General features: G+C 72.5%; 27 protein-coding genes. 8 read left to right on the forward strand and 19 right to left on the reverse strand.

All coding sequences use genetic code 11. The annotated features are described in order from the left end of the window. Window positions 1–125 precede the first annotated feature (125 nt). The 3 genes from QE401_RS05290 to hisI form a co-directional block, all read right to left on the reverse strand. Window positions 126–776, reverse strand: coding sequence for a GOLPH3/VPS74 family protein (locus tag QE401_RS05290; RefSeq protein ID WP_307137218.1), 651 nt, complete (start codon window positions 774–776; stop codon window positions 126–128). An 84-nt stretch (window positions 777–860) separates the two neighbouring features. Further along, window positions 861–1,976, reverse strand: a complete 1,116-nt coding sequence (locus QE401_RS05295; RefSeq protein ID WP_307137219.1) for a CobW family GTP-binding protein — start codon at window positions 1,974–1,976, stop codon at window positions 861–863. After that, complete coding sequence (gene hisI / locus QE401_RS05300; protein WP_307137220.1) at window positions 1,969–2,412, reverse strand: phosphoribosyl-AMP cyclohydrolase; 444 nt, start codon at window positions 2,410–2,412, stop codon at window positions 1,969–1,971. Before hisI ends, QE401_RS05295 begins: the two co-directional genes overlap by 8 nt. Before the next feature lie 66 nt (window positions 2,413–2,478). Here hisI and QE401_RS05305 point away from each other — a divergent pair, with 66 nt between their 5' ends. Both QE401_RS05305 and QE401_RS05310 read left to right on the forward strand, forming a co-directional pair. Further along, window positions 2,479–3,003, forward strand: a complete 525-nt coding sequence (locus QE401_RS05305) for a Fur family transcriptional regulator (protein WP_307137221.1) — start codon at window positions 2,479–2,481, stop codon at window positions 3,001–3,003. A gap of 5 nt (window positions 3,004–3,008) precedes the next feature. After that, a complete protein-coding gene (locus tag QE401_RS05310) occupies window positions 3,009–3,653 on the forward strand; it encodes a TetR/AcrR family transcriptional regulator (RefSeq protein WP_307137222.1) in 645 nt (214 codons plus the stop codon). A 21-nt stretch (window positions 3,654–3,674) separates the two neighbouring features. Here QE401_RS05310 and glgX read toward each other — a convergent pair whose 3' ends face one another. Next, window positions 3,675–5,825, reverse strand: coding sequence for a glycogen debranching protein GlgX (gene glgX / locus QE401_RS05315; RefSeq protein WP_307137224.1), 2,151 nt, complete (start codon window positions 5,823–5,825; stop codon window positions 3,675–3,677). Window positions 5,826–6,011: 186 nt separating this feature from the next. Between glgX and QE401_RS05320 the strand changes: the two genes are divergently transcribed. Both QE401_RS05320 and QE401_RS05325 read left to right on the forward strand, forming a co-directional pair. Then, window positions 6,012–6,833 carry a hypothetical protein gene (locus QE401_RS05320; protein WP_307137225.1) on the forward strand — a complete coding sequence of 274 codons (822 nt, stop codon included), beginning with the start codon at window positions 6,012–6,014 and terminating at the stop codon, window positions 6,831–6,833. A 77-nt stretch (window positions 6,834–6,910) separates the two neighbouring features. Further along, complete coding sequence (locus QE401_RS05325) at window positions 6,911–7,303, forward strand: hypothetical protein (RefSeq protein ID WP_307137226.1); 393 nt, start codon at window positions 6,911–6,913, stop codon at window positions 7,301–7,303. Between the two features lie 56 nt (window positions 7,304–7,359). Here QE401_RS05325 and metC read toward each other — a convergent pair whose 3' ends face one another. The 4 genes from metC to QE401_RS05345 form a co-directional block, all read right to left on the reverse strand. Further along, window positions 7,360–8,514, reverse strand: coding sequence for a cystathionine beta-lyase (gene metC, locus QE401_RS05330; protein ID WP_307140184.1), 1,155 nt, complete (start codon window positions 8,512–8,514; stop codon window positions 7,360–7,362). Window positions 8,515–8,591: 77 nt separating this feature from the next. Continuing rightward, the gene (locus QE401_RS05335; RefSeq protein WP_307137227.1) at window positions 8,592–9,434 is read right to left on the reverse strand and encodes a sulfurtransferase; all 843 of its coding nucleotides are present in this window, start codon (window positions 9,432–9,434) and stop codon (window positions 8,592–8,594) included. Between the two features lie 6 nt (window positions 9,435–9,440). Continuing rightward, on the reverse strand, window positions 9,441–10,157 hold the full coding sequence (locus QE401_RS05340) for an alanyl-tRNA editing protein (RefSeq protein WP_307137228.1): 717 nt from the start codon (window positions 10,155–10,157) through the stop codon (window positions 9,441–9,443). Then, complete coding sequence (locus QE401_RS05345; protein WP_307137229.1) at window positions 10,154–10,855, reverse strand: NUDIX domain-containing protein; 702 nt, start codon at window positions 10,853–10,855, stop codon at window positions 10,154–10,156. The genes QE401_RS05340 and QE401_RS05345 overlap by 4 nt, the downstream gene beginning before the upstream one ends. 41 nt (window positions 10,856–10,896) lie before the next feature. Between QE401_RS05345 and QE401_RS05350 the strand changes: the two genes are divergently transcribed. Continuing rightward, complete coding sequence (locus tag QE401_RS05350; protein WP_307137230.1) at window positions 10,897–11,847, forward strand: DMT family transporter; 951 nt, start codon at window positions 10,897–10,899, stop codon at window positions 11,845–11,847. A 186-nt stretch (window positions 11,848–12,033) separates the two neighbouring features. On the opposite strand, the gene QE401_RS05355 is transcribed toward QE401_RS05350, so the two are convergent. The 4 genes from QE401_RS05355 to parA form a co-directional block, all read right to left on the reverse strand. Next, the gene (locus QE401_RS05355) at window positions 12,034–13,380 is read right to left on the reverse strand and encodes a globin-coupled sensor protein (protein WP_307137231.1); all 1,347 of its coding nucleotides are present in this window, start codon (window positions 13,378–13,380) and stop codon (window positions 12,034–12,036) included. 126 nt (window positions 13,381–13,506) lie between these two features. Continuing rightward, the gene (locus tag QE401_RS05360; protein WP_307137232.1) at window positions 13,507–13,971 is read right to left on the reverse strand and encodes a GNAT family N-acetyltransferase; all 465 of its coding nucleotides are present in this window, start codon (window positions 13,969–13,971) and stop codon (window positions 13,507–13,509) included. After that, window positions 13,971–14,426, reverse strand: coding sequence for a CopD family protein (locus QE401_RS05365; protein ID WP_307137233.1), 456 nt, complete (start codon window positions 14,424–14,426; stop codon window positions 13,971–13,973). Before QE401_RS05365 ends, QE401_RS05360 begins: the two co-directional genes overlap by 1 nt. 70 nt (window positions 14,427–14,496) lie before the next feature. Next, a complete protein-coding gene (parA, locus tag QE401_RS05370) occupies window positions 14,497–15,138 on the reverse strand; it encodes a ParA family partition ATPase (RefSeq protein WP_307137234.1) in 642 nt (213 codons plus the stop codon). Window positions 15,139–15,327: 189 nt separating this feature from the next. On the opposite strand from parA, the gene QE401_RS05375 reads away from it, so the two are divergent. Continuing rightward, window positions 15,328–15,741 carry a rhodanese-like domain-containing protein gene (locus QE401_RS05375; RefSeq protein WP_307137235.1) on the forward strand — a complete coding sequence of 138 codons (414 nt, stop codon included), beginning with the start codon at window positions 15,328–15,330 and terminating at the stop codon, window positions 15,739–15,741. 294 nt (window positions 15,742–16,035) lie between these two features. Here the strand turns inward: QE401_RS05375 and QE401_RS05380 are convergent, their stop codons facing one another. The 3 genes from QE401_RS05380 to mtnA form a co-directional block, all read right to left on the reverse strand. Then, window positions 16,036–16,341, reverse strand: a complete 306-nt coding sequence (locus tag QE401_RS05380; RefSeq protein ID WP_307137236.1) for a plasmid stabilization protein — start codon at window positions 16,339–16,341, stop codon at window positions 16,036–16,038. Window positions 16,342–16,535: 194 nt separating this feature from the next. Further along, window positions 16,536–17,378, reverse strand: coding sequence for a transporter substrate-binding domain-containing protein (locus tag QE401_RS05385; protein WP_307137237.1), 843 nt, complete (start codon window positions 17,376–17,378; stop codon window positions 16,536–16,538). 366 nt (window positions 17,379–17,744) lie between these two features. Further along, on the reverse strand, window positions 17,745–18,851 hold the full coding sequence (gene mtnA, locus QE401_RS05390) for an S-methyl-5-thioribose-1-phosphate isomerase (protein ID WP_307137238.1): 1,107 nt from the start codon (window positions 18,849–18,851) through the stop codon (window positions 17,745–17,747). Between the two features lie 160 nt (window positions 18,852–19,011). Here mtnA and QE401_RS05395 point away from each other — a divergent pair, with 160 nt between their 5' ends. Continuing rightward, window positions 19,012–20,640: a DUF4153 domain-containing protein gene (locus tag QE401_RS05395; RefSeq protein ID WP_307137239.1), complete on the forward strand. Its 1,629-nt coding sequence runs from the start codon at window positions 19,012–19,014 to the stop codon at window positions 20,638–20,640. Window positions 20,641–20,651: 11 nt separating this feature from the next. Here the strand turns inward: QE401_RS05395 and QE401_RS05400 are convergent, their stop codons facing one another. After that, complete coding sequence (locus QE401_RS05400; protein ID WP_307137240.1) at window positions 20,652–21,125, reverse strand: UPF0262 family protein; 474 nt, start codon at window positions 21,123–21,125, stop codon at window positions 20,652–20,654. Continuing rightward, complete coding sequence (locus QE401_RS05405; protein WP_307137241.1) at window positions 21,118–21,597, reverse strand: DUF983 domain-containing protein; 480 nt, start codon at window positions 21,595–21,597, stop codon at window positions 21,118–21,120. The genes QE401_RS05400 and QE401_RS05405 overlap by 8 nt, the downstream gene beginning before the upstream one ends. 173 nt (window positions 21,598–21,770) lie before the next feature. On the opposite strand from QE401_RS05405, the gene QE401_RS05410 reads away from it, so the two are divergent. Beyond that, window positions 21,771–22,412 carry an aspartate/glutamate racemase family protein gene (locus tag QE401_RS05410; RefSeq protein WP_307137242.1) on the forward strand — a complete coding sequence of 214 codons (642 nt, stop codon included), beginning with the start codon at window positions 21,771–21,773 and terminating at the stop codon, window positions 22,410–22,412. Window positions 22,413–22,520: 108 nt separating this feature from the next. On the opposite strand, the gene QE401_RS05415 is transcribed toward QE401_RS05410, so the two are convergent. Both QE401_RS05415 and QE401_RS05420 read right to left on the reverse strand, forming a co-directional pair. Further along, complete coding sequence (locus tag QE401_RS05415) at window positions 22,521–22,817, reverse strand: hypothetical protein (protein WP_307137243.1); 297 nt, start codon at window positions 22,815–22,817, stop codon at window positions 22,521–22,523. Between the two features lie 88 nt (window positions 22,818–22,905). Beyond that, window positions 22,906–23,895 (reverse strand): N-carbamoyl-D-amino-acid hydrolase, encoded by a 990-nt coding sequence (locus tag QE401_RS05420; RefSeq protein WP_307137244.1) that lies wholly within the window; start codon window positions 23,893–23,895, stop codon window positions 22,906–22,908. Between the last annotated feature and the right edge of the window lie 9 nt (window positions 23,896–23,904).

Consider the following 23,904-nt stretch of genomic DNA (forward strand, 5'->3'; position numbering starts at 1 on the left):
GCAAAGGCAGGCAGCGCTGGCGGGCGCGCAGTGCGGCGGGGGCGCTGACCGGCACCCCGGCGGGCCGGGCGGCAGGACCGCCCGGCGAGGGGGAAGGGGCGGGAGGGGCAGGCCCTCCCGCGCCCTCACATCATCGGCGCGTAGCGGGCGACCTCGGTGAAGATGTCGCGCACCGCGTCGGAGAGGGTGCGGTTCAGCTCCTCCAGATTGGCCACCTGGTCGATGCGCGGCTGGGCGCGGTCCAGCTCGGCCGGGGCCAGCAGCAGCGGGAACAGGCCGGCGGCGCGGGTCAGGCCGATCAGCAGCGAATCGCGCGGGTCGGGGATCTCGTCATTGAAGATCACCGCCATCAGGCGCGCCTTCACCTCGCGCTCCTCCTTGTCCGAGATCACCGGGTAGCGGCGCTCGGAGAAGAACCACAGGAAGCGGCCTTCCTCGCGCTTCAGCACGCCGCGCTGCACCAGCCGCTCGAAATAGACGTCGCGATACTTGTCGGCATCGCGCGCCAGGGTCTCGATCCACCAGCGGCTGTCATGCGGCTCGGGCTCGGCCATGATCTGCTGCACCACGCCGTCCAGCACCTGGTCGCCGGTGGGCTTGGTGTCGCCGACGAAGAGGCGCTTGGGGTCGGTGTCGATGCGGCCGGCCAGCGCCAGCTCCGCCAGGATGGCGCCGGCCAGCGCGTAGTCGCCGGACGGCGCCGCGCGGTCGATCAGCCGGCCCGTCTCGTCATCGAGCATGAGGAGCAGGATCTCCTCCGGCATGGTCAGCGACATTCTGGGCGCGCTCCGGTCATCAAAGGGTGGTTGCCGGGCTGAAAGGAAGCGCGTGGGGGGGCGCGCGTCAATTGCTCGTTCAGCTCAGGCCGTCTCGGAGCCTGTGCGCGTGGCCTCGACGAAGGCGGCGAGGCCTTCTTCCACCACCGCGCGCGGCAGGTCGCGCAGGATAAAGACGAGGCGGGAGCGGCGCTTTTCCCCCTCCGGCCAGGCCGGCAGCAGGGTCGGGCGGTGCCAGACGCTCTGCACGCCATGGATGGCGACGGGCCGCTCCTGGCCTTCGAGGTCGAGGATGCCCTTCACCCGCAGCACCGAATCGCCGCGCGTGGCGGAGAGCATCTCCAGCCAGGTGGCCAGCCCCTCCCAGGGGAGGGGGGTGTCATAGGTCAGGCAGAAGGCGTGGATGCGCGAATCGTGGCGGTTCGGGTCATGGGCGTGGTGCGCATGGCCGTGGTGACCGTCGTGATGGTGATGGTCGTGATGGTGATGGTCGTGGTGGTGATGGTCGTGGTGGGGATGCGCCTCGGCCGGCGCCAGCTCGGCCAGCCAGCGGGCGACATCCTCGCCGCGCGCGGCCGGGTCGAAGGGGCCGCAGGCCAGCAGCGCCGCGGGGTCGGCCTTGCCATGCGCCACCTCCAGCATCGGCGCGGCGGGGTTCAGCGCGCGCAGCCGGCCGCGCAGCGCCGCCAGGGCGTCGGGCGCGGCAAGGTCGGTCTTGCTCAGCAGCAGCCGGTCGGCGACCGCCGCCTGGCGCCGCGCCTCGACCTGGCTGTCCAGCGTGGCGAGGCCGGCGACGGCATCGACCAGCGTCACCACCCCGTCGAGCACGAAGAGCCGGGCGATGGCGGGCTCGGCCATCAGGGTCTGCAGGATGGGCAGCGGGTCGGCCAGGCCCGTGGTCTCGATCACCACGCGGTTCACCGCCTGGCCATTGCGCGCACGCTCGGCCAGGCGCTGCAGCGCGCCGACCAGGTCGCCGCGGATGGTGCAGCAGAGGCAGCCCGATTGCAGCAGCACCGCCTCCTGCTCCAGGCTCTCCACCAGCAGATGGTCCAGCCCGATCTCGCCGAACTCGTTGATCAGCACGGCGGCGCCGGCGAGCGCCGGCTGCTGCAGCAGATGGTTCAGCAGCGTCGTCTTGCCGGCGCCGAGGAAGCCGGTCAGCAGCGTGACGGGGATCGGGAAACGCGGCTCAGCCATGCGAAGGCTGCCCGTACAGCACGGCCGGATCCACCTCCGGCGCCGTGATCGGCACCAGCGCATCCTCGCGCAGCGCCTGGAAGAAGCAGGAGCGGCGGCCGGTGTGGCAGGCCACGCCCTTCTGCCGCACCAGCGCCAGGATGGTGTCGCCATCGCAATCCAGCCGCAGATCCACCAGATGCTGCTCCTGGCCCGAGCTCTCGCCCTTGCGCCAGAGCGCGTTGCGGCTGCGGCTGAAATAGACCACACGTCCGGTGGAGAGGGTTTCCTCCAGCGCGGCGCGGTTCATCCAGGCCATCATCAGCACCTCGCCGCTGGCCGAATCCTGGGCGATGGCGGGCACCAGCCCATCGGCGTTGAAGCGGGTGGCGGCCAGGAAGCGGGCAATGGCCTCGGCGCTGGGGCGGGTCTCGCCGTTGGGCAGGGTCTCGGTCATGGCGGGTCCTCACAGCGTCGGGTTCGGTTACTATATAACGTGGATGCAGCGAGGGGAGAGGGTCGAATGACGGCAGGTCAGGGCAGCGCCGGGCGGATGCCGCAGGCGGAGGCGACCCCCGCCCTGGCGCAGGCGCTGCACGCCGCCGAGGCGCGCTGCCTGCGCGCCGGGGTGCAGCTGACCGAGCTGCGCCGCCAAGTGCTGGCGCTGGTGCTGGAGGCGGAGCAGCCGCTCGGCGCCTATGCGCTGCTGGACAGGCTGAAGGCGCAGCGGCCGGGTGCTGCGCCGCCCACCGTCTACCGCGCCCTCGACTTCCTGCTGGAGCAGGGGCTGATCCACAAGGTGGAGCGGCTGAACGCCTTCATCGGCTGCGTCGAGGCCGGGCACGACCATGCGCATGAGCATGCCCACCCGCACCAGTTCCTGATCTGCGGCCAATGCGGCGCCACCATCGAGCTGAGCGACCATGCGGTGGCGCATGCGCTGGAGGCGGCGGCGCGGAAGGCCGGCTTCCAGATGCGCCATGCGACGGTGGAGGTGGAGGGGCTCTGCGCCGCCTGCGCCGCCGCGCCGGCGCCGGCCGCGGGGTGAGCGCCATGGCGGCGGTGGTGGCCAGCGCGCGCCGGCGGCGCAGCGAGATGATCGAGGAGACCCGCGCCCGGCTGATCGCCGCCGGGCGGCGCGCCTTCGCCGCGCATGGCTATGCCGCCGCCTCGATGGACGAGCTGACCGCCGAGGCGGGGCTGACGCGCGGCGCGCTCTACCACCATTTCGGCGACAAGAAGGGGCTGCTGCAGGCCGTCGTCGAGCAGATCGATGCCGAGATGTCGGTGCGGCTGGATGCCGTCACGGCGCGGGCGGCAACCCCCTGGCAGGGCTTCCTGGACCAGAGCGTGGCCTATATCGAGATGGCGCTGGAGCCCGAGATCCAGCGCATCATGCTGCGCGACGGCCCGGCGGTGCTGGGCGACCCGGCGCAATGGCCGAGCCAGAATGCCTGCCTGGCCGCCACCACGCGCAGCCTGCGGGCGCTGGTCGAGGATGGCACGCTGCGCCCGGTGGATCCGGAGGCGGCGGCGCGGCTGCTGAACGGCGCGGCGCTGACCGCCGCGCTGTGGACCGCCGCCGCCGAGCAGCCGGAGGCCGTGCTGCGCAAGGCGGTCGAGGGTTTTCTCCTGTTGGCCTCCGGGTTGCGGCGGCCGGAGGTGGAGCAGGGCAGGGCGGGGCAGGGCGGCGCCTGAGCGGCACCGCCCCGTCAGGCCTCAGCGCGCGCGGCGCTTCTTCGTCTTCAGGCAGAACAGCAGCAGCGAGCGGCCGGTGACGGTGTAGCTCTCGCCCACCGCGAAATCCGGCTCGTCCTCCTCCTCATCCGGCAGGTTGGTGTCCACCAGCCGGGTCCAGGCGACGCCGTCCTGCACCGCCGGCAGGGTGAACTCCACCGCGTCGTGATAGGCGTTCAGGATCAGCAGCAGCGTCGCGTCATGCGCCGCGACGCGGATATTGCTCTCCTGCGCCCGGCCATCCAGCAGCTTGGCCAGGCAGCGCGTGTTGGGGTCGTCCCAGTCGGCGCCTTCCATCTCCTCGCCCGAGGGCTTGATCCAGGACAGCGCCTTGGCGCCGCTGGCCTCGTGATACTCGCCGGAGAGGAAGCGGCCGCGCCGCAGCACGGGGAAGCGCTGGCGAAGGGCTGCCAGGCGCTGGGTGAAGGCCACCAGCCGCTCGCCGCGCTCGCCATAATCCCAGTCGAACCAGGAGATCTCATTGTCCTGGCAATAGGCGTTGTTGTTGCCCTGCTGGCTGCGGCCGAACTCGTCGCCGGCCAGCAGCATCGGCGTGCCCTGGCTCAGATACAGCGTCGCCAGCATGTTGCGGATCTGCCGCTCGCGCACCGCGTTGATCTCGGGGTCGTCGGTCGGCCCCTCGACGCCGTAATTGTGCGAGAGGTTGTGCGAATGGCCGTCGCGGTTCTCCTCGCCATTCGCCTCATTGTGCTTCTCGTCATAGGTGACGAGGTCGTTCAGCGTGAAGCCGTCATGCGCGGCCAGGAAGTTGATGCTGGCCCAGGGCTTGCGGCCATTGTGGTCGAACAGGTCGGCCGAGCCGGAGAGCCGCTTGCCGAGATCGGCCGCCTTGCCTTCCTCGCCCACCCAGAAGCCGCGCACCGTGTCGCGGTACTTGTCGTTCCACTCCGCCCAGCCGGGCGCGAAATTGCCGACCTGGTAGCCTCCCGGGCCGATATCCCAGGGCTCGGCGATCAGCTTCACATCCGACAGCACCGGATCCTGCATGCAGGCCTTGAGGAAGGCGGATTGCGTGTCGAACCCGTCCGGCTCGCGCGCCAGGATGGTGCCGAGGTCGAAGCGGAAGCCATCGACATGCATCTCATTGACCCAGTAGCGCAGGCTGTCGGTGACCATCTGCAGCACGCGCGGGTGCGAGAGGTTCACCGTGTTCCCGGTGCCGGTGTCGTTGATGTAGTAGCGCTTCTGGTCGGGCAGCAGCCGGTAGTAGCTGGCATTGTCGATGCCCTTGAAGGACAGCGTCGCGCCCTTCTCATTGCCCTCGGCGGTGTGGTTGTAGACCACGTCCATGATGACCTCGAGCCCCGCATCGTGCAGGCGGGCCACCATCTCCTTGAACTCGGCGAAGGCGAAATCCTGGTTGCGCGCATAGCGCCGGGCGGGGGCGAAGAAACCGAGGCTGTTGTAGCCCCAGTAATTCACCAGCCCCTTCTGCAGCAGGTAATCGTCATTCAGGAAGAAATGCACCGGCAGCAGCTCGACCGCGGTGACGCCGAGCGACTTGATGTGCCGGATCATCTCGCGGCTGGAGAGCCCCGAATAGGTGCCCTGGCGGTCGGGCGGGATCAGCGGGTGGCGCTTGGTGACGCCCTTCACATGGGTCTCGTAGATCAGCGTGCGCTCCCAGGGGATGCGCGGCCGGCGATCATCGCCCCAGGTGAAGGCCGGGTCGACAACACGGCATTTCGGCATGAAGCGGGCGCTGTCGCGCTCGTCGAAGGAGAGATCCTCCGCCTCATGCCCGATGGTGTAGCCGAACAGCGCCGGGTCCCATTGCAGGTCGCCCACATGGCTCAGCGCATAGGGGTCGAGCAGCAGCTTGTTCGGGTTGAAGCGGTGGCCTTCCTCGGGCGCGTAGGGGCCATGCACGCGATAGGCGTAGATGGTGCCCGGCCGCGCATCCGGCAGGAAGCCGTGGAACACCTCATTGGTGTATTCCGGCAGCTCGATCCGCTCCAGCTCGGTCTCGCCGCGATCGTCGAACAGGCACAGCTCGACCTTGGTCGCATGGGCGGAGAACAGGGCGAAATTGACGCCGAGCCCGGTCCAGGTGGCGCCCAGCGGATTGGGTCGGCCCTCGGTGATGCGGGAGCGGTGGATGGAAGCGGACACGGGTCACCTCAGGGCGGGGGGATGGCGGCAGCAGTGAGACGCGCCGCGCTCCGCAAGGTTGCAGCGCACCCGCTCGCTGCGCCGTGTTCCACGCTGCCGGAGTGTTGAAAGGGCGGCGCGGCGCGGAATGGCTAAAGCTCGGCGCGCGGCCCGCGAGGGGCCGGGGAGAGAGGAGAGCGCCGGCGCATGTCCTGGACCAATGGCTACACGCCCACGGGCGGGGTGACGATGATGCTGTCACCACAGGACCGCAACCAGCTGGTCATGGCGGTGGACCGTACCAATGCGCTGCGCGGCTCGGCCATCGTGTTCTGCCGCGCCGGCCAGTGCGAGAAGCTGCGCGAGGCGCCGCCCTGGGGCCCGCGCACCGTGGTGGTGTTCGAGGCGACCGGCGCGCCGCCCAACCCGGCGCCGCAATCCGTGCCGCCCGCGCGCAAGAGCAAGCTGGGCTGGGAGCTGTTCCAGCTCGGCCTCAATTGCGGCGGCACGGCGCTGGCCGCCGTCGGCACCATCTTCTTCAGCGCGGCGGCGGCGCCGACCGGTGGCGTGGCCGGCGTGGCGGCGGTCGCCACCGGCGCGGCGACAGCGGCCGGCGCGGTGCAATGCGCCGCCTCCGGCTATCGCGTCTACAATGAGCTGACCGACCAGGGCGCGACCAATGACAAGCTCGACGCCAACCCGGTCTATACCAACTCCATGCTGGCCCTCGACGTGGTCGGGCTGGCCGGGGTCGGCGGCGCCACGCGCGGCACGGCGCGCTTCGTGGGCTCGCTGAGCAAGGCCGGCGCCTCCAGCCGCGCCGTGCTGGCCGGGCAGAGCCTGTCGCGGCCGATGCGCAAGGCGGTCACCGCGAATCTCGGCGGCACCGGCCGCTTCACCTCGGCCGCGCTGACGGCGCGGGCGCGGGAGGAGCTGCTCTCCTCGATCGGCAGCGGGCTGAACCTGACCAGCAGCGCCACCGGCGGCACCATCAACGAGATGGTGGTCTACGTCGCCGAGAAGCAGTGAGGCGCGGCGCCCCCTCCCGGGGGGCGTGACCGGCCCGGCATTCGCGGCGCGGCCGCCGGTCGTGCTAGGCTTCCGGCATGAACCGCGACCCTCAACCGCATCTGCCGCGCCCCTCCGAGGCCGCGGCGGCGCTCGGCGTCTTCCTGGGCCAGGCGGTGCTGCCGGCGCTCAGCCTGGCCGTCGCCTGGCTGGCGCTCTTCGCCGAGCCGGCGCCGATCGCGGCCATCCTGGCGGTGGCGGCGATCTCGGTCGGGCTGTCGCTGAAGCTGCTCTACCGGCGCGGCCGGCCCTGGCCGCTGCCGGCCCTGCCGCTGCTGGCGCTCTGCGCCATCCTGGGCCGGCTGGCGCTGGGCCGGCCGGGCCTCGGGGAGATGGTGTTCCTGACGGCGCTGCTGGCGCTGTCGCTGGGCAGCGCGGCGCTGGCGCGCTCGCCGGCGCTGGAGCGTTTCCTCCGGCGCGGCCATCGCTGAGAAGGCGGGGAGAACAGGCAGGGCAGGGCGGCGGGACAGCCCGCCGCCCGCCCGCCTCAGCGCGGCAGGCTGTCCAGCCCGGCCTCCAGATCGGCGATCAGGTCGGCCGCATCCTCCAGCCCGATATGGAAGCGCACCGTCGGCCCCTGCAGCGCGCCGGCATCGGTCGCGGTGCGGGAGATGTAGTTGGTGGTGGGCAGCGCCAGGCTCTCATAGCCGCCCCAGGAGGCGCCGATGCCGAACAGCTTCAGCCCATCCACCACCGCGTCGATCTGCTGCGTGCTGTAGCGGGGCTGGAACACCACGCCGAACAGCGAGGCGCCGCCGGTGAAGTCGCGCTTGAACAGCGCGTGCTGCGGGTGGCTGGGCAGGGCCGGGTGGATGACGCGCAGCACCTCGGGCCGGCCCTCGAACCAGCGGGCGACGGCCAGGCCGGCCTCATACTGGTGCTTCAGCCGCATCGGCATGGTGCGCAGCCCGCGCAGCGCCAGCCAGCAATCATCCGGGCTGGCGTAATGGCCGATCTCGCGCGCTGCACCCGCGATGATGCGCCAATCCTCCTCGGTCGCCACCGTCACGCTGCCCAGCAGCACGTCGGAATGGCCACCGACATATTTGGTCAGCGCCTGGATCGAGACATCGACGCCCTTGGTGAAGGGCTGGAAATGGTGGATGCCCCAGGTGTTGTCCATCAGCACCTTGGCGCCATGCGCATGCGCCACCTCGGCCAGCGCCGGCACGTCCTGCAGCTCGAAAGTGTGGCTGCCCGGGCTTTCCAGATAGACGACCTTCGTGTTCGGCCGCATCAGCGGGGCGAGGCCGGCGGCGTCGATGGTCGGGTCGTAATATTCCGTCTCGATGCCGAAGCGCTTCAGCATGCCATCGGCGATGCGGCGCGTCGGACCATAGACGCTGTCCGGGATCAGGCAGTGGTCGCCGGCCGAGAGATAGGCCATCAGCGGCAGGGTGCAGGCGGCGAGGCCCGTGCCGGTGATCAGCGCGCGATGGCCGCCCTCGATCTCGGCGACCATGTTCTCCAGCGCGAAATGCGTCGGCCCGCCCGCGGTGCCATAGGTCATCACCTGCTCGAACGAGCGGGCATTGATGCTGCCGCGTGCCTCGCAGGAGGGGTAGAGCACCGTCGAGCCGCGATAGACCGGCGTGTTGACGAAGCCATGCTCGCGCACGCCGGGGCGGCCGCCATGCGACATGCGCGTGGCGAAGCCATGCCCGGAATTGTGGCCGGCGCTCTGGCCGGGCTTGCGGCCAGGGGGGAGGTGATCGGGCATCAGGGCGTGCTCTGCTTCGGGGTTTCGGGCCGCGCGGCCCATTCGGTCCAGGAGCCGTCATAGACGGCGGGCTCCGGCAGCCCCGCCTGCACCAGGCCGAGCGCCAGGACGCAGGCGGTGACGCCGGTGCCGCAGGTGGTGACCAGCGGCCGCGACCCGTCGACGCCGGCGGCGGTGAAGATCTCGCGCAGCCGCTCGGGCGGCAGCATGGTCTGGTCGGGCGCCAGCAGCTCGTTCACCGGCACGTTGCAGGCGCCGGGCATATGGCCGGAGGGCAGGCCCGGCCGCGGCTCCGGCGCCGTGCCGTCGAAGCGGCCGCGGGCGCGGGCATCGAGGATCAGCGCCGAGCCATCGGCGACGATGCGCTTCATGTCGCCGATGCCGGCCAGGCGGCGCGCCACGAAATCGGCCCAGAAATCCTGCGGCGCCGCGGCGGCCGGGGCGCCGCCCTCGGTCGCATGGCCCTCATCCCGCCATTTCGGCAGCCCGCCATCCAGCACCGCCGCCCGCTCATGCCCGAACAGCCGCATCAGCCACCAGCCGCGCGCCGCCGAGAACAGGCCCTTCTGGTCGTAGAACACCACGCGGTGCCGGTTGGAGATGCCGAGCTCCCCCAGCAGCCGCGCGGCGCGCCCCGGGGTCGGCGCCATATGCGGCAGGTTGGTCTCGGGGTCGGCGACCTCGTCGATGTCGAAGAAGCGGGCGCCCGGGATATGCGCCGCGGCGAATTCGGCCCTGGCGTCGCGCGGCTCGTTCGGCAGGTATTTGGTGGTGTCGAACACCAGCAGATCCGGCTGGCCGAGCTGTTCCGCCAGCCAGCGCGCGGAGACGAGATTGTCCATGCTGCCTCAGCCCTCCAGCGTCAGGTAGACGCGCCGGTTCTGCCGGCCCTTGTTCTCGAGCTTGGTCACCGTGATGGCGCCGATCTCCCCGGTGCGGCGCACATGCGTGCCGCCGCAGGGCTGCAGGTCGACCGGCGCATCCTCGGCGCCGATGCGCACCAGCCGCACCTGGCCGCTGCCGCGCGGCGGCTGCACCGAGAGGGTGCGCACCAGCGAGGGGTTGGCGTCCAGCTCGGCATCGCTGATCCAGCGCTCGGTCACCGCATGGTCGGCGGCGGCGAGCGCGGTCAGCTGCTCGGACAGCCATTCCTTGGTGGGCGGTTCGGCCAGGTCGAAATCCAGCCGCGACTTCTCGGTGCCCATCTGCCCGCCGGTGACGCCGGCGCCGGGGATCAGGCTGCACAGCAGATGCAGGCTGGTGTGCATGCGCATCAGCCGGTGCCGCCGCGCCCAGTCCAGCCGCGCGGTGACGCGCGCGCCCACCGGCGGCAGCGCGGCCTCGGGGCCAGGCACATGCAGCACCGCGCCTGCCTCGCCCTTCACCGCATTGGCGACCGGCATCTCGCCGCCTTCCCAGACCAATACCCCGACATCGCCGGGCTGGCCGCCGGCCTGGGCGTAGAAGGGGGTGCGGTCGAGCACGACCCCCTCGGGCCCGGCGGACAGGACGGTGGCCTCGGCTTCCTGCAGATAGGCGTCGGCGCGGTACAGCAGCTCGGTCATCGGGTGGTCCACTCTTCCTCCAGCCGCTTCGCGTTCAGCTGCAGCCACATCAGGGCCATCGCCGCGGTCACGTTGCGGATCTCGTTGCGCGCCACCATCGCATAGGCGGCGTCGGCGTCCAGCACCAGCACGCGCGTCTCCTCGCCCTCCGCCTCCAGCCCGCGCGTGCCGATCAGGCCGGGCTCGGGCAGGCGGGTGCGGCCGCAGAAGAAATGCATGCGCTCGTCGCAGCCGCCCTGCATCAGCAGGAAGGCGCCGATCGGCGCCACGCGGTCGGGGATGAAGCCGGTCTCCTCCTCCACCTCGCGGCGGGCGGCGGCCTCGGGGTCCTCGCCGGCCTCCAGCAGGCCGGCGGGGCATTCGGTCATCATCGGCTCCTCGCCGGCGGCCAGCGCCGGCAGGCGGAACTGCTCGATCAGCGCGACGCGCCGCGTCCAGGGATCATAGGGCAGCATCACCACCCCCTGGCCGCGTCGCCACAGCTCCCAGGTCAGGCTGTTGCTCGGCGTGCCGTCGCTGCGGCGGTAGCGGAAGCGCACGATCTGCAGCGCGAAGCGGCCGGACCAGACGACCTCGTCCCGCTCCGGCAGGTAGAGCGGGTGGGGCGGTACCTCCGGCGCCTTGGGCGGCCGCGCCGCGGCGCCGCCGGTGTCAGCGATGCCTTGCGGGGCAGGGGCCGGGGGTGGGCTGGCCTTCATGCGGGGGTGCGCCTAACCTGTCACGAAACACATCAGCGATCATGAGCCGGTCCACGCCCCGCGTCCATTCCCCCAGCCAGACCCCGTCCGGCGCCGCGGCCCTGCGCGCCGCGCGCGGCCGGGCCATCCTCTGCGTCATGGCGGCCGCCGCCACCTTCGCCCTCGCCGCGGTGGCGGTGAAGCTGCTGGGCGGCGAGGTGCCGGTGATGCAGGTCATCCTGTTCCGCAACCTCTTCGCCATCCCGCCGCTGCTGGCGCTGGCGCTGTGGACCGCGCCGCGCGGCCAGCGCCGCTCGGTGCTGGCCACCCGCAACCCGTGGAGCCATGCGCAGCGCACCCTCTACGGGCTGATGGGCATGTTCGGCAGCTTCTACGGCTATATGCACCTGCCGCTGGCGACGGTGACCGCGCTCGGCTTCACCATGCCGCTGTTCCTCACCGCCCTCTCGGTGCCGCTGCTGGGCGAGAAGGTGGGCTGGCGGCGGGCCAGCGCCGTGGCGGTGGGCTTTCTCGGCGTGCTGCTGCTGCTGCGCCCGGGCATGGGCGGCGGGGCGCTGCACCAGGGCGCGCTGCTGGCCGTGCTGGCCGGCGCGGTGGGCTGGGCCATGGCGATGATCACCATCCGCCGCATGGGCGAGCAGGGCGAGAGCGGCGCCGCCATCGTGCTGTGGTTCGCCATCGGCGGCGCGATCGTGGGCGCCGCCGCGGCCATCCCGGGCTGGGTCTGGCCGACGCCCACGCAATGGGCGCTGCTGGCCGCGGTCGGGCTGGTCTCGGCCCTGGCGCAGCTCTTCATGACGGCGGCCTATCGCAGCGGCGAGACCACGCTGATCGCGCCCTTCGAATATTCCGGCATCCTCTGGACCATGAGCTTCGGCATGCTGATCTGGGGCGAGATGCCGCAGGGCTGGGATTTCGCCGGCATCGCCGTGCTGGTCGCCTCGGGCCTCTACATCTGGCACCGCGAAGTCCGCCTCGGCCTGAAGCGTTAGTTTTTCGGGCTGCCGCCGTCTTGTGGGGCGGCGGGGCGCTACACCGGGCTCGGCGGGGCGGTTTTGAGCGCGAAGCCCAGATGCCGCGCCTGTCCTGCCCGTGTCAGCGCCTTCCGCAACGCGGGGCCGGAGCGAAGGCTGCCCCTGCAGCACCTCCCCTCCCGGCCCTGACCGGCAGCGGACAGATCAACGGATCTGGGTGAGGAAGGTGGCGACGGCGTGCTGCATCTCGCCGGTCTGGCGGCCGAGCGCGCCGGCGGCGCCGGTCAGCTGTCCGGCGACGGCCTGGGTCTCGTCGGCGCCGCGGGTCAGGCCGGCGGCCAGCTCGCTGACCTGGCGGTTGCCGGCGGCGGCCTGCTGCACATGGGCGGCGATCTGCCGGGTGGTCTGGCCCTGCTCCTCCACCGCAGCGGCGATGGCGCTGGCGACGCGGCTGACCTGGTCGATGCTGCGGGTGATCGCCTCGATCGCCTGCACGGCTTCCTGGGTCGCCGCCTGCACCTGGCCGATCTGGGCGCCGATCTCCTCGGTGGCGCGGGCGGTCTGGCTGGCCAGCGTCTTCACCTCGGAGGCGACGACGGCGAAGCCCTTGCCGGCCTCCCCGGCCCGCGCCGCCTCGATCGTGGCGTTGAGCGCCAGCAGGTTGGTCTGGCCGGCGATGCTGCTGATCAGCCCGACCACGTCGTCGATGCGGCGGGCGCCATCCGCCAGCGCCTGCACCACGCCATCGGTGCGGCGCGCCTCGGCCACCGCCTGGCCGGTCAGCTGGGCGGAATGCGCCACCTGGCGGCGGATCTCGGCCACCGAGGCGGAGAGCTGCTCGGTGGCGCTGGCGACATTCTGCACCGTGCCATTGGCGCCCTCGGCCAGCCCGGCCAGGCTGCGGCAGGATTCGGTCATGCGCCCGGCGGTGCCCGACATCGCCTGCACCGCCTGGTCCAGCGCGGCGGCGGAGCTGCCGACACCGGCGACGACATGGCTCACCTGGCTCTCGAAGCTGCCGGCCAGGCGGTCCATCACGGCGCGCTTGCTGGCGGCCTCGGCCGCCGCATAGCTCTCCAGCAGCACTTCGAGGTCGAGCCAGGCGATCTTCACCAGCGCCTCGCGCAGCCGCTCGGCGCGGCGGCGTGCGGCACCGCGGCGCAGCCAGGCCAGGGGGCCACGCGGCGCGGCGGCCTCGGCCAGCAGCCCGGCCACGGCGCGGGCCACGGTGGCGTGGCAGATGGCCACCGCGTAGCCGGGCACGCCATGGCGGTAGAAGGCATCGGCCAGCGCCCGGGCGGAGGCGGTGAAGCCCTCGCCGATCTCGCCGCCGGCCAGCCGCGTCCAATGCGCCAGCCGCACCCGGTGCACCTCGGGCCGGGTCAGCGCCGCCTGGATCTCCGGCCAGGCGTCGAAGCGGCCATGCAGGGATTCGAGCAGGGCGGGCAGGCGCTGCCGGATCAGGCCGGCCTGGCCGCGCAGCAGGTCGAGCTCGGCATCGCCGAGCTGAAAGGCCGCCAGCAGGGCGTGGCGAGCCTTGGGGGTATCCATGGGTGGGGTCCGTCAGGGCGGGGGGCGAGGGGGCCGGATCTTCCAGCCGGAGCCAAAAGCCGCCGCCCCCCGGCGAGTTGCAGTCCGAGGGGCGAGGCGGCGCGCCTCTTTAACGATTCTTGCAGATTATGGGAGAGAAATTTCCGATTCCGCCCCGTCCCAGCGCTTGGCGAACCACAGCCGGTCATGCCCGGCCGGGCGGCCGCGCAGCCGGCCGATCTCCGCATAGCCCTGGGCGCGGTAGAATTCCGGCGCCTGGAAGCTGCTGGTGTAGAGATGCGCCCCCACGGCGCCGAGGGCGCGGGCCCGTTCCTCGGCCGCGGCCAGCATGCGGCGGCCGATGCCCTGGCCGCGCAGCGCCTCATCCACCCAGAACTTGTCGACGAACAGCCAGTCCAGCGTGACGTCGCCGATCAGCCCGGCGCGGATCCGCCCCCCGGCGTCGCGCCAGACCAGCGAGACGGGCGGGCCGCCGGCGCTGTCCGGCCGCGCCGGCAGGGCGCTAGCGCGGTGCGCGGCCAGGCCCGCGCGCACCGCCGCCGCCTCCGGCCCGGCATTGTCGGCGATGAATTCGAAGCGATCCGCCAGCATCACCCGCCGAACCGCCCCCAGCCGGCGACGATGACGGTGAGAAGGCCGAGCGCCAGATTGGCCTGGATCAGCTGCCGCACCTTGTCCGCCGACGCCGCCGCGCCGGCCGTGTCGCCCGCCGCCAGCGCCGCGCGCATGCCCTTCCACGGGCCGAAGAACACCGCCAGGAACACCGCCGACATCAGCAGCCCGGTCAGGTGCATGGTGTGGATGTGCCAGCCGGCGCCGCGGAAGCCGCCATACCAGCCGAACAGCAGCGCATAGCCGCTGGCCAGCATCACCGGCATGGCGTGCCAGACCAGCAGGAAGAAGCGGCGATGCGCCGCCTGCGTCACCGCCAGGCGCTGCGGGCCCGGCAGCTCGGCCAGGGCCGGGCGCAGCACCAGCATGCCGAAGGCCATGCCCCCCACCCACAGCACCGCGAACACCAAGTGCAGCACATAGACCAGCGTCATTCCGTCACTCCTTGAAGGTGCCCGGGGCTTGGGGCTTGGGGCCCAGCCCCGGGGGGCAGTCAGGGTGGATTCAGGACCCGGCCGGGCCCAGGGATTCCTCGATGGCGCGCAGCACCGCCCGCGCCTCGGCCGCGGCGCTGCCGCGCGGCGCCGTCTCCGCCACGCCAAGCCCCAGGGCGAAGGCGCTGGCGAAGGCCGCCCGGTTGCCGAAGCCGTATTCCAGCAGCGGCAACCCGCGCCGCTGCAGCTCGGCCACGATCTCCTCGCGCAGCCTGCCATTCGGCGGCACGCGGTTCAGCAGCAGCCGCACCGGGCGCTTCTCCTCGGCCGCCACCGCCAGCGTCGCCTCCATCGCCCAGAGATCGGCGGCGGAGGGCTGCAGCGGCACCAGCACCAGATCGGCGGCGCGGATGGCGATTCGCGCATCGCTGTCGGCATGTGGCGGCGTGTCGATCAGCAGCGTGTCATGCGCGCCGCGCAGCCGCTCCAGCGTGGCCGGCATGCGCCAGCCCGACACGGCGGCGAATTCCAGCGGCCGGGCCTGGGCCTGGCCGGCGCGCAGGCCGTGCCAGCGCGCCAGGCTCTGCTGCGGGTCGCTGTCCAGCAGCGCCACGCGCTGGCCCTGCACCGCCAGGCTGGTGGCCAGCGTCGCCGCCACCGTGGACTTGCCCGCGCCGCCCTTGCGCTGCGCCACCGTCACCACGAAGGCCATGCCTTGCCCCTTCCTGCCTGTCGCCCCGCCGCCTGCCGCACCGCATCCCGGGCCCATCCTGCCCTGCGCCGGCCGATCCGGCCAGGGCGCAGAGGACCCGCCGGCGGAAGGGTGACCGGCGGTGGCATGGACGCCGGCCGGCCGCGACCCCACACTCAGGGGGAACGGCCACCGAGACGGAGGAACGCCATGAGCGTCGCCGACATTCCCCCCCGCGCCACCTGGGACGCGCTGAAGAGCGACCCCGAGGCGGTGCTGATCGATGTGCGCACCGATGCCGAATGGAATTTCGTCGGCCTGCCCGACCTGGCCGAGGCCGGCAAGCAGCCGGTGCTGATCCCCTGGCAGGTCTATCCCAGCATGCAGGTGAACGGCGCCTTCGCCGAGCATCTGCGCAAGGCCGGCGTCACCCCGCTGCACAAGCTGTATTTCCTCTGCCGCTCCGGCGCGCGCAGCCTGGCCGCGGCCCAGGCCGCCCAGGCCGCGGGCTACGCCAATGCCTACAACATCGCCGATGGCTTCGAAGGCCCGCCCGACGCCGAGGGCCATCGCGGCCAGGTCGCCGGCTGGAAAGCCGAAGGCCTCCCCTGGCGCCAGCGCTAGTTTTTTTTCGGGCTGCCGCCGTCCCGTGGAGAGGCGGGACGCTTGGTCGGGCGGCCGCCGTCTTGTGGAGAGGTGGGGCGCTTTTCCGGGCTGCCGCCGTCTCGTGGAGCGGCGGGACTCTTCGGGGATTGCCGCCGTCGGGTGGAGAGGTGCGCTTCTGGTCCGGGCGGCCGCTCTGCGAAGCGGGGCGCTTTTCCGGTGTGCGGCCGCCTCGCGGAGAAGCGGGGCGCGGTGAAGGCGCGCGGTTGCGGGGGAGCGGGGCTTCGCTCTCCCGGAACCCTCGGGCCTGACGCCTCAGCCGGCGGCGCGCGCCTTGCGGGTCGCCGCCGCCTTCTTCGCGCTGGCCGAGCGGGCGGCGGCCGGCCGGCTGGCCGAGGCCGCGCCGCCCTTGCGCCCGCCGCGATGCGACGCCGCATTGCTGTCCGGCGTGCCGCGGCCGGAGCCGCTCTGCTTGCCGCCGCCGGTATCCTTGTTCACCGTCGCCCAGGCGCGGCGCTCGGCCTCCGCCTCGGGCACGCCGCGCGCCTCGTAGCTTTCCTCGATATGCTCGGCCTTGCGCTTCTGCTTGTCGGTATAGGCGGATTTGTCGCCGCGGGGCATGCCGGCCTCCTCCTGGCTGGGACTGACCGGAAAACCGGTCAGGCCGGGGGAGGGTTGCCACCATCACCGCCGGCGCCGCCGCAGGGCGCGCGCCGCCCGGCTGCTCCCGGGCCATGCTCCGCGGGCCCCGGGGCCGGGAGGAGGGCAGGGCCGCCGCGCCGGGCGGCCCCGCATCATGGGGCGGCCGGGCCGCCTCAGCTGCAGCGCGGCTCGTGCGGGGTCGGGTCGTAGCCGGGCAGGCCGGGCACGCCATAGCCGGGGAAGACGGTGTTCTCGGCGTCATCCGCCGCCGGGCGCACGCCGAACCACTTCTCCGACAGGGCGGCGATGGTGCCGTCCTTCTTCATGCATTCCAGCACATTCTCGACCTGGTTGCGCAGCTCGGCATTGTCGCGGCGGAAGGGCGCGGCCCAGTGCGCGCGGGTCTCCTTGATGGTGTAGTCCGCCACCAGCAGCGGCGTGCGCGTCGCGGCGTAGCGGATGCCGGTGTTGCCGCCGAGGGTGGCGAAGGCGCGCCCCGCCACCACGGCCTGCACCGCATCCGGCTGGCTGTCGAAGGTCTGCACGGTGAAGCCCATGGCGGCGGCGTTGCGCTGCGCCCAGGCGTCATAGGCCGAGCCCTTGTTCACCGCGATGGTCTTGCCGCGGATATCCTCCAGCGAGCGGATCGGCGCCGAGCCGCGGCGGATGCCGAACTGGAACTCGGTGTAGAGATAGCCCTCGGTGAAAAGCAGGTTCTCGGCGCGCTCCGGCGTCACCGTCACCGGCGCGGCCAGGAAGTCGTAGCGCCCGGCATTCAGCGCCGGCACCAGGCCGGAGAAGCTGGCGCTGTCGATGGTGATCGGCCGGCCGAGACGCTTCGCCACCTCGGTGAACAGATCGACATTGAAGCCCTGCACGCCGCCATCCAGCTTGGGGAAGGCATGCGGGGCGAAGGTGCCGTCCACGGCGGTGCGCAGCGGCTGCTGCGCCTGCGCCCCCGCTGCCGCGAAAGCGAGCGGCACGGCGCAGAACAGGGCAAGGGCGAAGGAACGCATCGGCAAGAGACTCCCTGGCGGCCCGATATCGGCCGGAATGGCGTCCGGACCTGCAAGAAGCGTGCAAGGATGCGCGGCCCAGGCCAAGGGTGCCGCGCCGCGCCCCGCATGGCGCCTTTGCTGACGGGGCCGTGAGCAGGGCGGGCAGGGCCGCGTCGCGCGGGGCGTATCGCGTGGGCGGTACCGGTTGGACGATCGCGCGGCGTGGCGCCCGCCGGGCGTCTCGCCATCCCACCCGGGGCAGGATCGGCCGCGCCGCCCTGGCCGGTCATCGGAAAAGGGGCGGGCCCGCGCGGACCCGCCCCCTGAAACAGCCCGCCGGCCGATCCTGCGGCGCCCCGCTCCCGGCCCGGTCGCCCGGAGGAATCAGGCCGCCTGGCTGGCCATCTCCGGATAGAGGGAGAGCAGCCCTTCCTCGGAGGCGGCGCAGCGGCCGCGCTCGGTGATCAGCCCGGTGACCAGGCGGGCCGGCGTCACGTCGAAGGCCGGGTTGGCGCCGGCGCTGCCGGGGGCGGCGGTGCGCACCGTCTCGATGCGGCCATCCCAGGTCTGGCCGGTGGTCTCCAGCACCTCGCGCGCGTCGCGCTCCTCGATCGGGATCTCGCGCACCCCGTCGCGCACGCTCATATCCAGCGTCGAATGCGGCAGGCCGACCCAGAAGGGCACGTTGTTGTCATGCGCCGCCAGCGCCTTCAGATAGGTGCCGATCTTGTTGGCCACATCGCCCTGGCGCGTCACCCGGTCGGTGCCGACCAGCACGATATCCACCTGGCCATGCTGCATCAGATGCCCGCCGGCATTGTCGGCCACCACCGTGTGCGGCACGCCATGCTTGCCCAGCTCCCAGGCCGTCAGCGCCGAGCCCTGGTTGCGCGGCCGCGTCTCATCCACCCAGACATGCACCGGGATGCCGGCATCATGCGCCTGGTAGATGACCGAGAGCGCGGTGCCGTAATCGACCGTCGCGATCCAGCCGGTGTTGCAATGGGTCAGGATGTTGACCGGCTGGCCCGGCTTGCGCGCGGCGATCTCCTGGATCAGCGGCAGCCCGTGCTGGCCGATGCGGCGGCAGGTCTCGACATCATCCTCGGCGATCTCGGCGGCGGCGGCATAGGCCGCGGCGGCGCGCTGCTCGGGCGCCACCGGGCGCAGCGCCCGCAGCATGCGGTCCAGCGCCCAGCGCAGATTGATGGCGGTCGGCCGGGTGCGGCCCAGCATCGCCGCCACGCTCTCCAGCGCCGCATCCGAGGCATCGCGCCGCAGGGCCAGCCCCAGCCCATAGGCGGCGACCGCCCCGATCAGCGGCGCGCCGCGCACCTGCATCGACTTGATGGCGTGCGCGACCTGCTTCTCCTCGGTGAGGCGCAGGATCTCGACCGTCCAAGGCAGCCGGGTCTGGTCGAGGATGCGGACCGACCAGCCATCCTCCGGGTCCACCCAGACGCTGCGATAGGGAACGCCATCAATCTTCATCGAGGTAAGGCTCCGTCCGGGGTTGGCCGCGCGCGGGCGGGTTCAAGCATCGCGAGCGACGCATATAGTCGCATCCGGACCCCGGCGTCATGCGATGCGCGGGGGAGAGCCCCGCGCCGCCTGTCGGCCGGGGCATGGCCCGCCCGGAGAACCACCCCGCATGCGCCTGAGCTTCACCGTCGACGCGCCGCGGCGCCGCATCCTGCTGCTGGCGCTGCTCGGCCTGGTCCAGGGCCTGGCGCTGTGGTGGCTGGCCCGGCAGGCGCGGCCGGAGCAATGGCCCTTCCCGCTGAACTCGCCGGCGCTGTTCGCCTGGATCACGCTGGTGGCGGGGCTGCTGCCGCCGCTGGTGATGCTGGGCCTCGGCCATTGGCGCGGCCGGGTGCTGGCCCTCTGGATGGTGGCGGCGGCGGCGCTGCTGGCGGTGATGGCCTGGTTCGAGACGGCGCTGTTCGGCACCGAGCTGCCGGACCGGCTGCTGCCGCAGGCGGGTCTGGCGCTGCTGGCGCTGCACTGGCTGCTGGGGGCGGGGCTGGCGCGGCCCGGCCCGGAGGGCGGCCGCTTCTGGCCCAGCTATCCGGCGCTGTATCACGAGCATGGCCAGCTCGCCCTGCGGATCGGCCGCTCGGTGCTGTTCCTGCTGGTGTTCTGGCTGGTGCTGATCGCCGGGGCGCAGCTTTTCGTGCTGATCGGGCTGGAGGGCCTGTGGCGGCTGCTGCGGCGCGACCTGTTCACCTGGCCGCTGTCCGGGCTGATCCTGGGCGCGGCGCTGGCGGCGCTGCCGGCGGGCGAGCCGCCGCGCATGGCGCAGCTCGGCTGGCTGACGCCGATGCTGGCCGGGCTGGTCGCGCTGTTCCTGCTGGCGCTGCCCGTCACCGGGCTGCAGCCGCTCTGGGACACCGGCTTCGCCGCCGCCGGGCTGCTCGGCGCGGCGCTGCTGATGGCCTCCCTGGTCAATGCGGTGCATGAGGATGGGCAGCTCCGCCCGCCGGCGCTGCTGCGCGCTTCGGCGCGGCTCGGCGCGCTGGTGCTGCCGGCGCTGGCCGGGCTCGGCCTGCTGGCGCTGTGGCTGCGGCTGCAGCAGCACGGGCTGACGCCGGATCGCGTGCTGGGGCTGGTCGCCGCCGGCTACGCCGCCCTGGTCTCGCTGGGCTATTTCTGGGCGGCGCTGCGGCCGCGCATGGCGCCGATCGGCACCGTCAACACCGCGGCGCTGCTGCTTGGCGCGCTGCTGCTGGTGCTGCTGGCGACGCCGCTGCTCTCGCCCGAGCGGATCAGCCTGCGCAACCAGCTGGCGCGGCTGGAGAGCGGGGCGGTGGCGCCGGAAGATTTCGATCTCGGCCTGCTGCGGCGCAAGCTGGGCCGGCCCGGCCAGGCGCTGCTGGCCACGCCGCGCTTCGCCGAGATCGCCACCCTGCAGCGCAACCAGCGGAGCAGGGCCGACCAGCCGCTGGAGCCGGTGCTGTGGCCCGAGGGCGCCGCCATGCCCGCCGGCCTGGCCGAGGCCGCCGAGCGCACGCTGCGCCGCCGCTGCCGGGTGGACCAGTGCCATGTGCGGCTGATCGACCTCGATGGCGATGGCGCGGTCGAGGCGCTGATCGGCGACAACACGCCGGAGGTCTGGGGCCAGCGCGACGGGCGCTGGCAGCTGGTCGCCCGGCTGCGCTCCTGCGGTGTGGAGGCGGATGCGCTGCAGCTGCCGGTCATCGCGCTGCGGCCCTCGCCCTGGCCGGAGCTGGTGCTGCCGGATGGACGGCGCCTCTGGGTCGAACCGGTGGGCTGCCCCTGAGGCGCGCCGCCTCAGATCCGCTGGTGCAGCGCGCAGACCAGGGTGAAGAGGCGGCGGGAGGTCTCGAAATCCAGCGCCACGCGGCCTTCCAGCCGCTGGCAGAGCAGCTCGGCGCCTTCGTTGTGCAGGCCGCGGCGGCCCATATCGATCGCCTGGATGCGGGCTTCCGAGCCGCCCTCGGTCACCGCCTGCTCATGGCTCGCCACCACCAGGTGGTAATCCTTGATCAGCCGGCGGAACGGGCCGAGGGCGAGCGCGATCAGCCGCAGCGGCGCCTCGGCCGCGTCGCGGATGTCGAAGACCAGCCTGCCGTCGCGGATCTCCAGATGCAGCGCATAGGGGCCGGGCGGCAGGCCCTGCGGGTCGAAGCTGTTGCTGGCCAGCAGGTCGGCCACCGCCTGGGCGCGGTCGGCCTCGGCATAGGGGTTGGGCAGCGGCGCGCCGCCATCCGGCAGCGCGATGCTGATCAGCCTCTGGTCAGCCATCGCGCCGGGCCGGGGCCAGGGGGCGGGGGCTGGCGCGAGGCGGGGCCGGCGGCGCCTCCGCCTGGGGGTCTTCCATCAGGCCCAGGCGCAGCATCAGCCCGACCGTCGCCCCCTTGATCGGCCGCAGCATCAGGGTGGAGATCAGCGCGAAGAGCGGCAGCCACACCGCCATGTGCAGCCACATCGGCGGCTCATAGGCCTTCTCCACCCAGAAGATCACCGGCACCAGCAGATGGCCGACGATGAAGATGGTGAAATAGGGCGGCGCGTCATCGGCGCGCAGCCGGCCGAGCGGGGTGTGGCAATGGGCGCATTCCGGCACCACGCGCAGGAAGCCCTGGAAGACGGGCCCCTCGCCGCAGACCGGGCAGCGGTTGCGGGCGCCGCGGGCGAGCAGGGTGGTCATCGGCGGCAGGGGAGGGGGCGGCTCCGCGGCGCGGGCGGGCTCCCAGCGCGCGGGCTGGCTGTCCATCATCGTCATCCTGGCTGTTGTCGTTGTTCCGGCCCGCGCCTTTCCTGGCCCGGTGCCGGCTCCTCCGTGTGCAGCGCAATATCCGCATGTCCGGCTGCGCCGATCAAGAGAAGCCTGGGCGCGGAGGGGGCGCCCGTCTTGCCGGGGCGGCATGGCGCGGCGATGCTGGGCAGATGGGCAAGCGCATCCTGGTCATCAACCCGAATTCCTCGCAGAGCTGCACCGACGGCATCGCCGAAAGCCTGCGGGCCTTCGCCGCCCCGGGGCGGCCGGTCTTCGAGACGGTCTCCCTGCCCGGCGGGCCGCCGGCCATCGCCTCCTGGCGCGACTGGTACGGGGTGGCCGAGCCGCTCTGCCGCCTGGTCGAGACCAGCCCGGCCGATGCCTATATCCTGGCCTGCGTCTCCGACCCCGGGCTGGAGGCGGTGCGCAGCGTCACGCCGAAGCCGGTCTTCGGCCCGTTCCGCAGCGCGGTTGCCGCCGCCCTGGCGCGGGCCGAGCGGTTCGGGGTGATCGCCTTTGTCGACGCCTCCAAGGCGCGGCAGCGTCGGGCCCTGCAGGCGATGGGGGCGGAGGCGCGGCTGGCCGCCAGCATCGCGCTGAACCTGCCGATGGAGGTGCTGACCGACCCGATGGCCGCGCGCGGCGCGCTGTGCGACACGGCGCGCGCCCTGGTGGCCGAAGGGGCGGAGGTGGTGATCCTGGGCTGCGCCGGCATGGCCGGCCACCGCGCGGCGGTGGAGGACGCGGCCGGCGTGCCGGTGATCGAGCCCTGCCAGGCCGCGGCGGCGCAGGCGCTGCTGGCGCTGGCCTGACAGGGGTCGGGCGGGGAGACCCCGCCCGCCGCCCGGTTCAGGCGGGGCGTGCCGCGTGGCTCAGCCGAGGCGTGCCGCGTGGCTCAGGCGGCGCGTGCCGCGCCTGGCTCAATCATCATCATCATCATCCCGCTCCCGCCGGCGGCGCCAGCGGCGGCGGCGGTCATCATCGTCATCATCGTCGTCGTCATCATCGTCGCGGTCGCGCCGCCAGCGGGCCTGGCGGCGGCGCTCCTCCTCGCGCCAGCGCCAGGCATCGTGCCAGGGGTCGCGCCAGCCCTCGCGCAGGCCCTGGCCCCAGCGGGGACCGTCATCATCGGCGCGGGCGGCGCCGGCCAGGCCCAGCGTGCCGAGCAGCGCCAGGCCCAGGCCACGGGCGAAGAAGCGGCGGGTGGAATGGGACATGCATCACCTCCACCCGCAGAATCGCCCCAGCCTGCGGCAGGGTTGCGGCGGGCCGCGCCGCAATTCCGCCGCCGGCCGGCAACGCGCCTCAGCGCGAGGGCGTCCACTCCGCCGGCGCCTCGCTGCCCACCTGGCCGGTGATGCGGCCATAGGCCTCCGGGCGGCGATGGGCCGCGAAGTTGAAGATCGTCGTCCGGCCCAGCGTGCACTGGTCCAGATTGCAGTCGGCGACGATCAGCTCGTCATCCCATGTCGTGGCCTGGGCCACGATCTCGCCCTGCGGGTTGACGATGATGGAATGGCCGAACAGCTCGCACCCATCCTCGACGCCCGCCTTGGCGACGCCGGCGGCGAAGCAGGCATTCTGGTAGCAGCCGGCGCGGATCGACAGATGGCTGTGCTCGACGCGCAGGTGATGCGCCTCGAAGCCCTTGGCGTCCTGGTTGATCGAGGGGGTGTTGTAGCCCAGCATCACCAGCTCGACCTGCTGCAGGCCGAGCTCGCGCCAGGCCTCCGGCCAGCGGCGGTCATTGCAGATCAGCATGCCGATATTCACCGGACCGGCCTGGCCGATCGGCGCCCGCACCACCGGGAAGCCCAGATTGCCGACCTCGAAATAGCGCTTCTCCAGATGCTGCACCTTGCGCTTCGGGTCGAATTCGCGATGCCCGGGCAGATGCACCTTGCGGTATTTCAGCACCACCTCGCCATTCGGGTGGACATAGACGGCGGTGTTGAAATGGCGCTTGCGCACCACGCCGGTCTCATCCGCCTCATGCGCGATCTCGGCATAGCCGAGATGGAAGCCGATATTGAACTTGCGCGCGGCCTCGAACAGCGGCGCCGTCTCGTTGGAGGGCAGGCTCTGCTCGTACCAATGGTCGGCGTTGTTGATGTCCTCCTCATACCAGCGCGGGAAGAAGGTGGTCAGCGCCAGCTCGGGGAAGACGACGACCTCGGCGCCGCGCTTATGGGCGGTCTCCATCAGCCGCACCATGCGGCCCGTGACGACATCGCGCCCCTCGGCCTTCTGGATGGGGCCGAGCTGCGCGGCGGCGAGGGTCAGGCGACGGGACATTTTTTTCGG

The organism is Pseudoroseomonas cervicalis, from assembly GCF_030818485.1.
In the GTDB taxonomy this organism is placed as follows: domain Bacteria; phylum Pseudomonadota; class Alphaproteobacteria; order Acetobacterales; family Acetobacteraceae; genus Pseudoroseomonas; species Pseudoroseomonas cervicalis_A.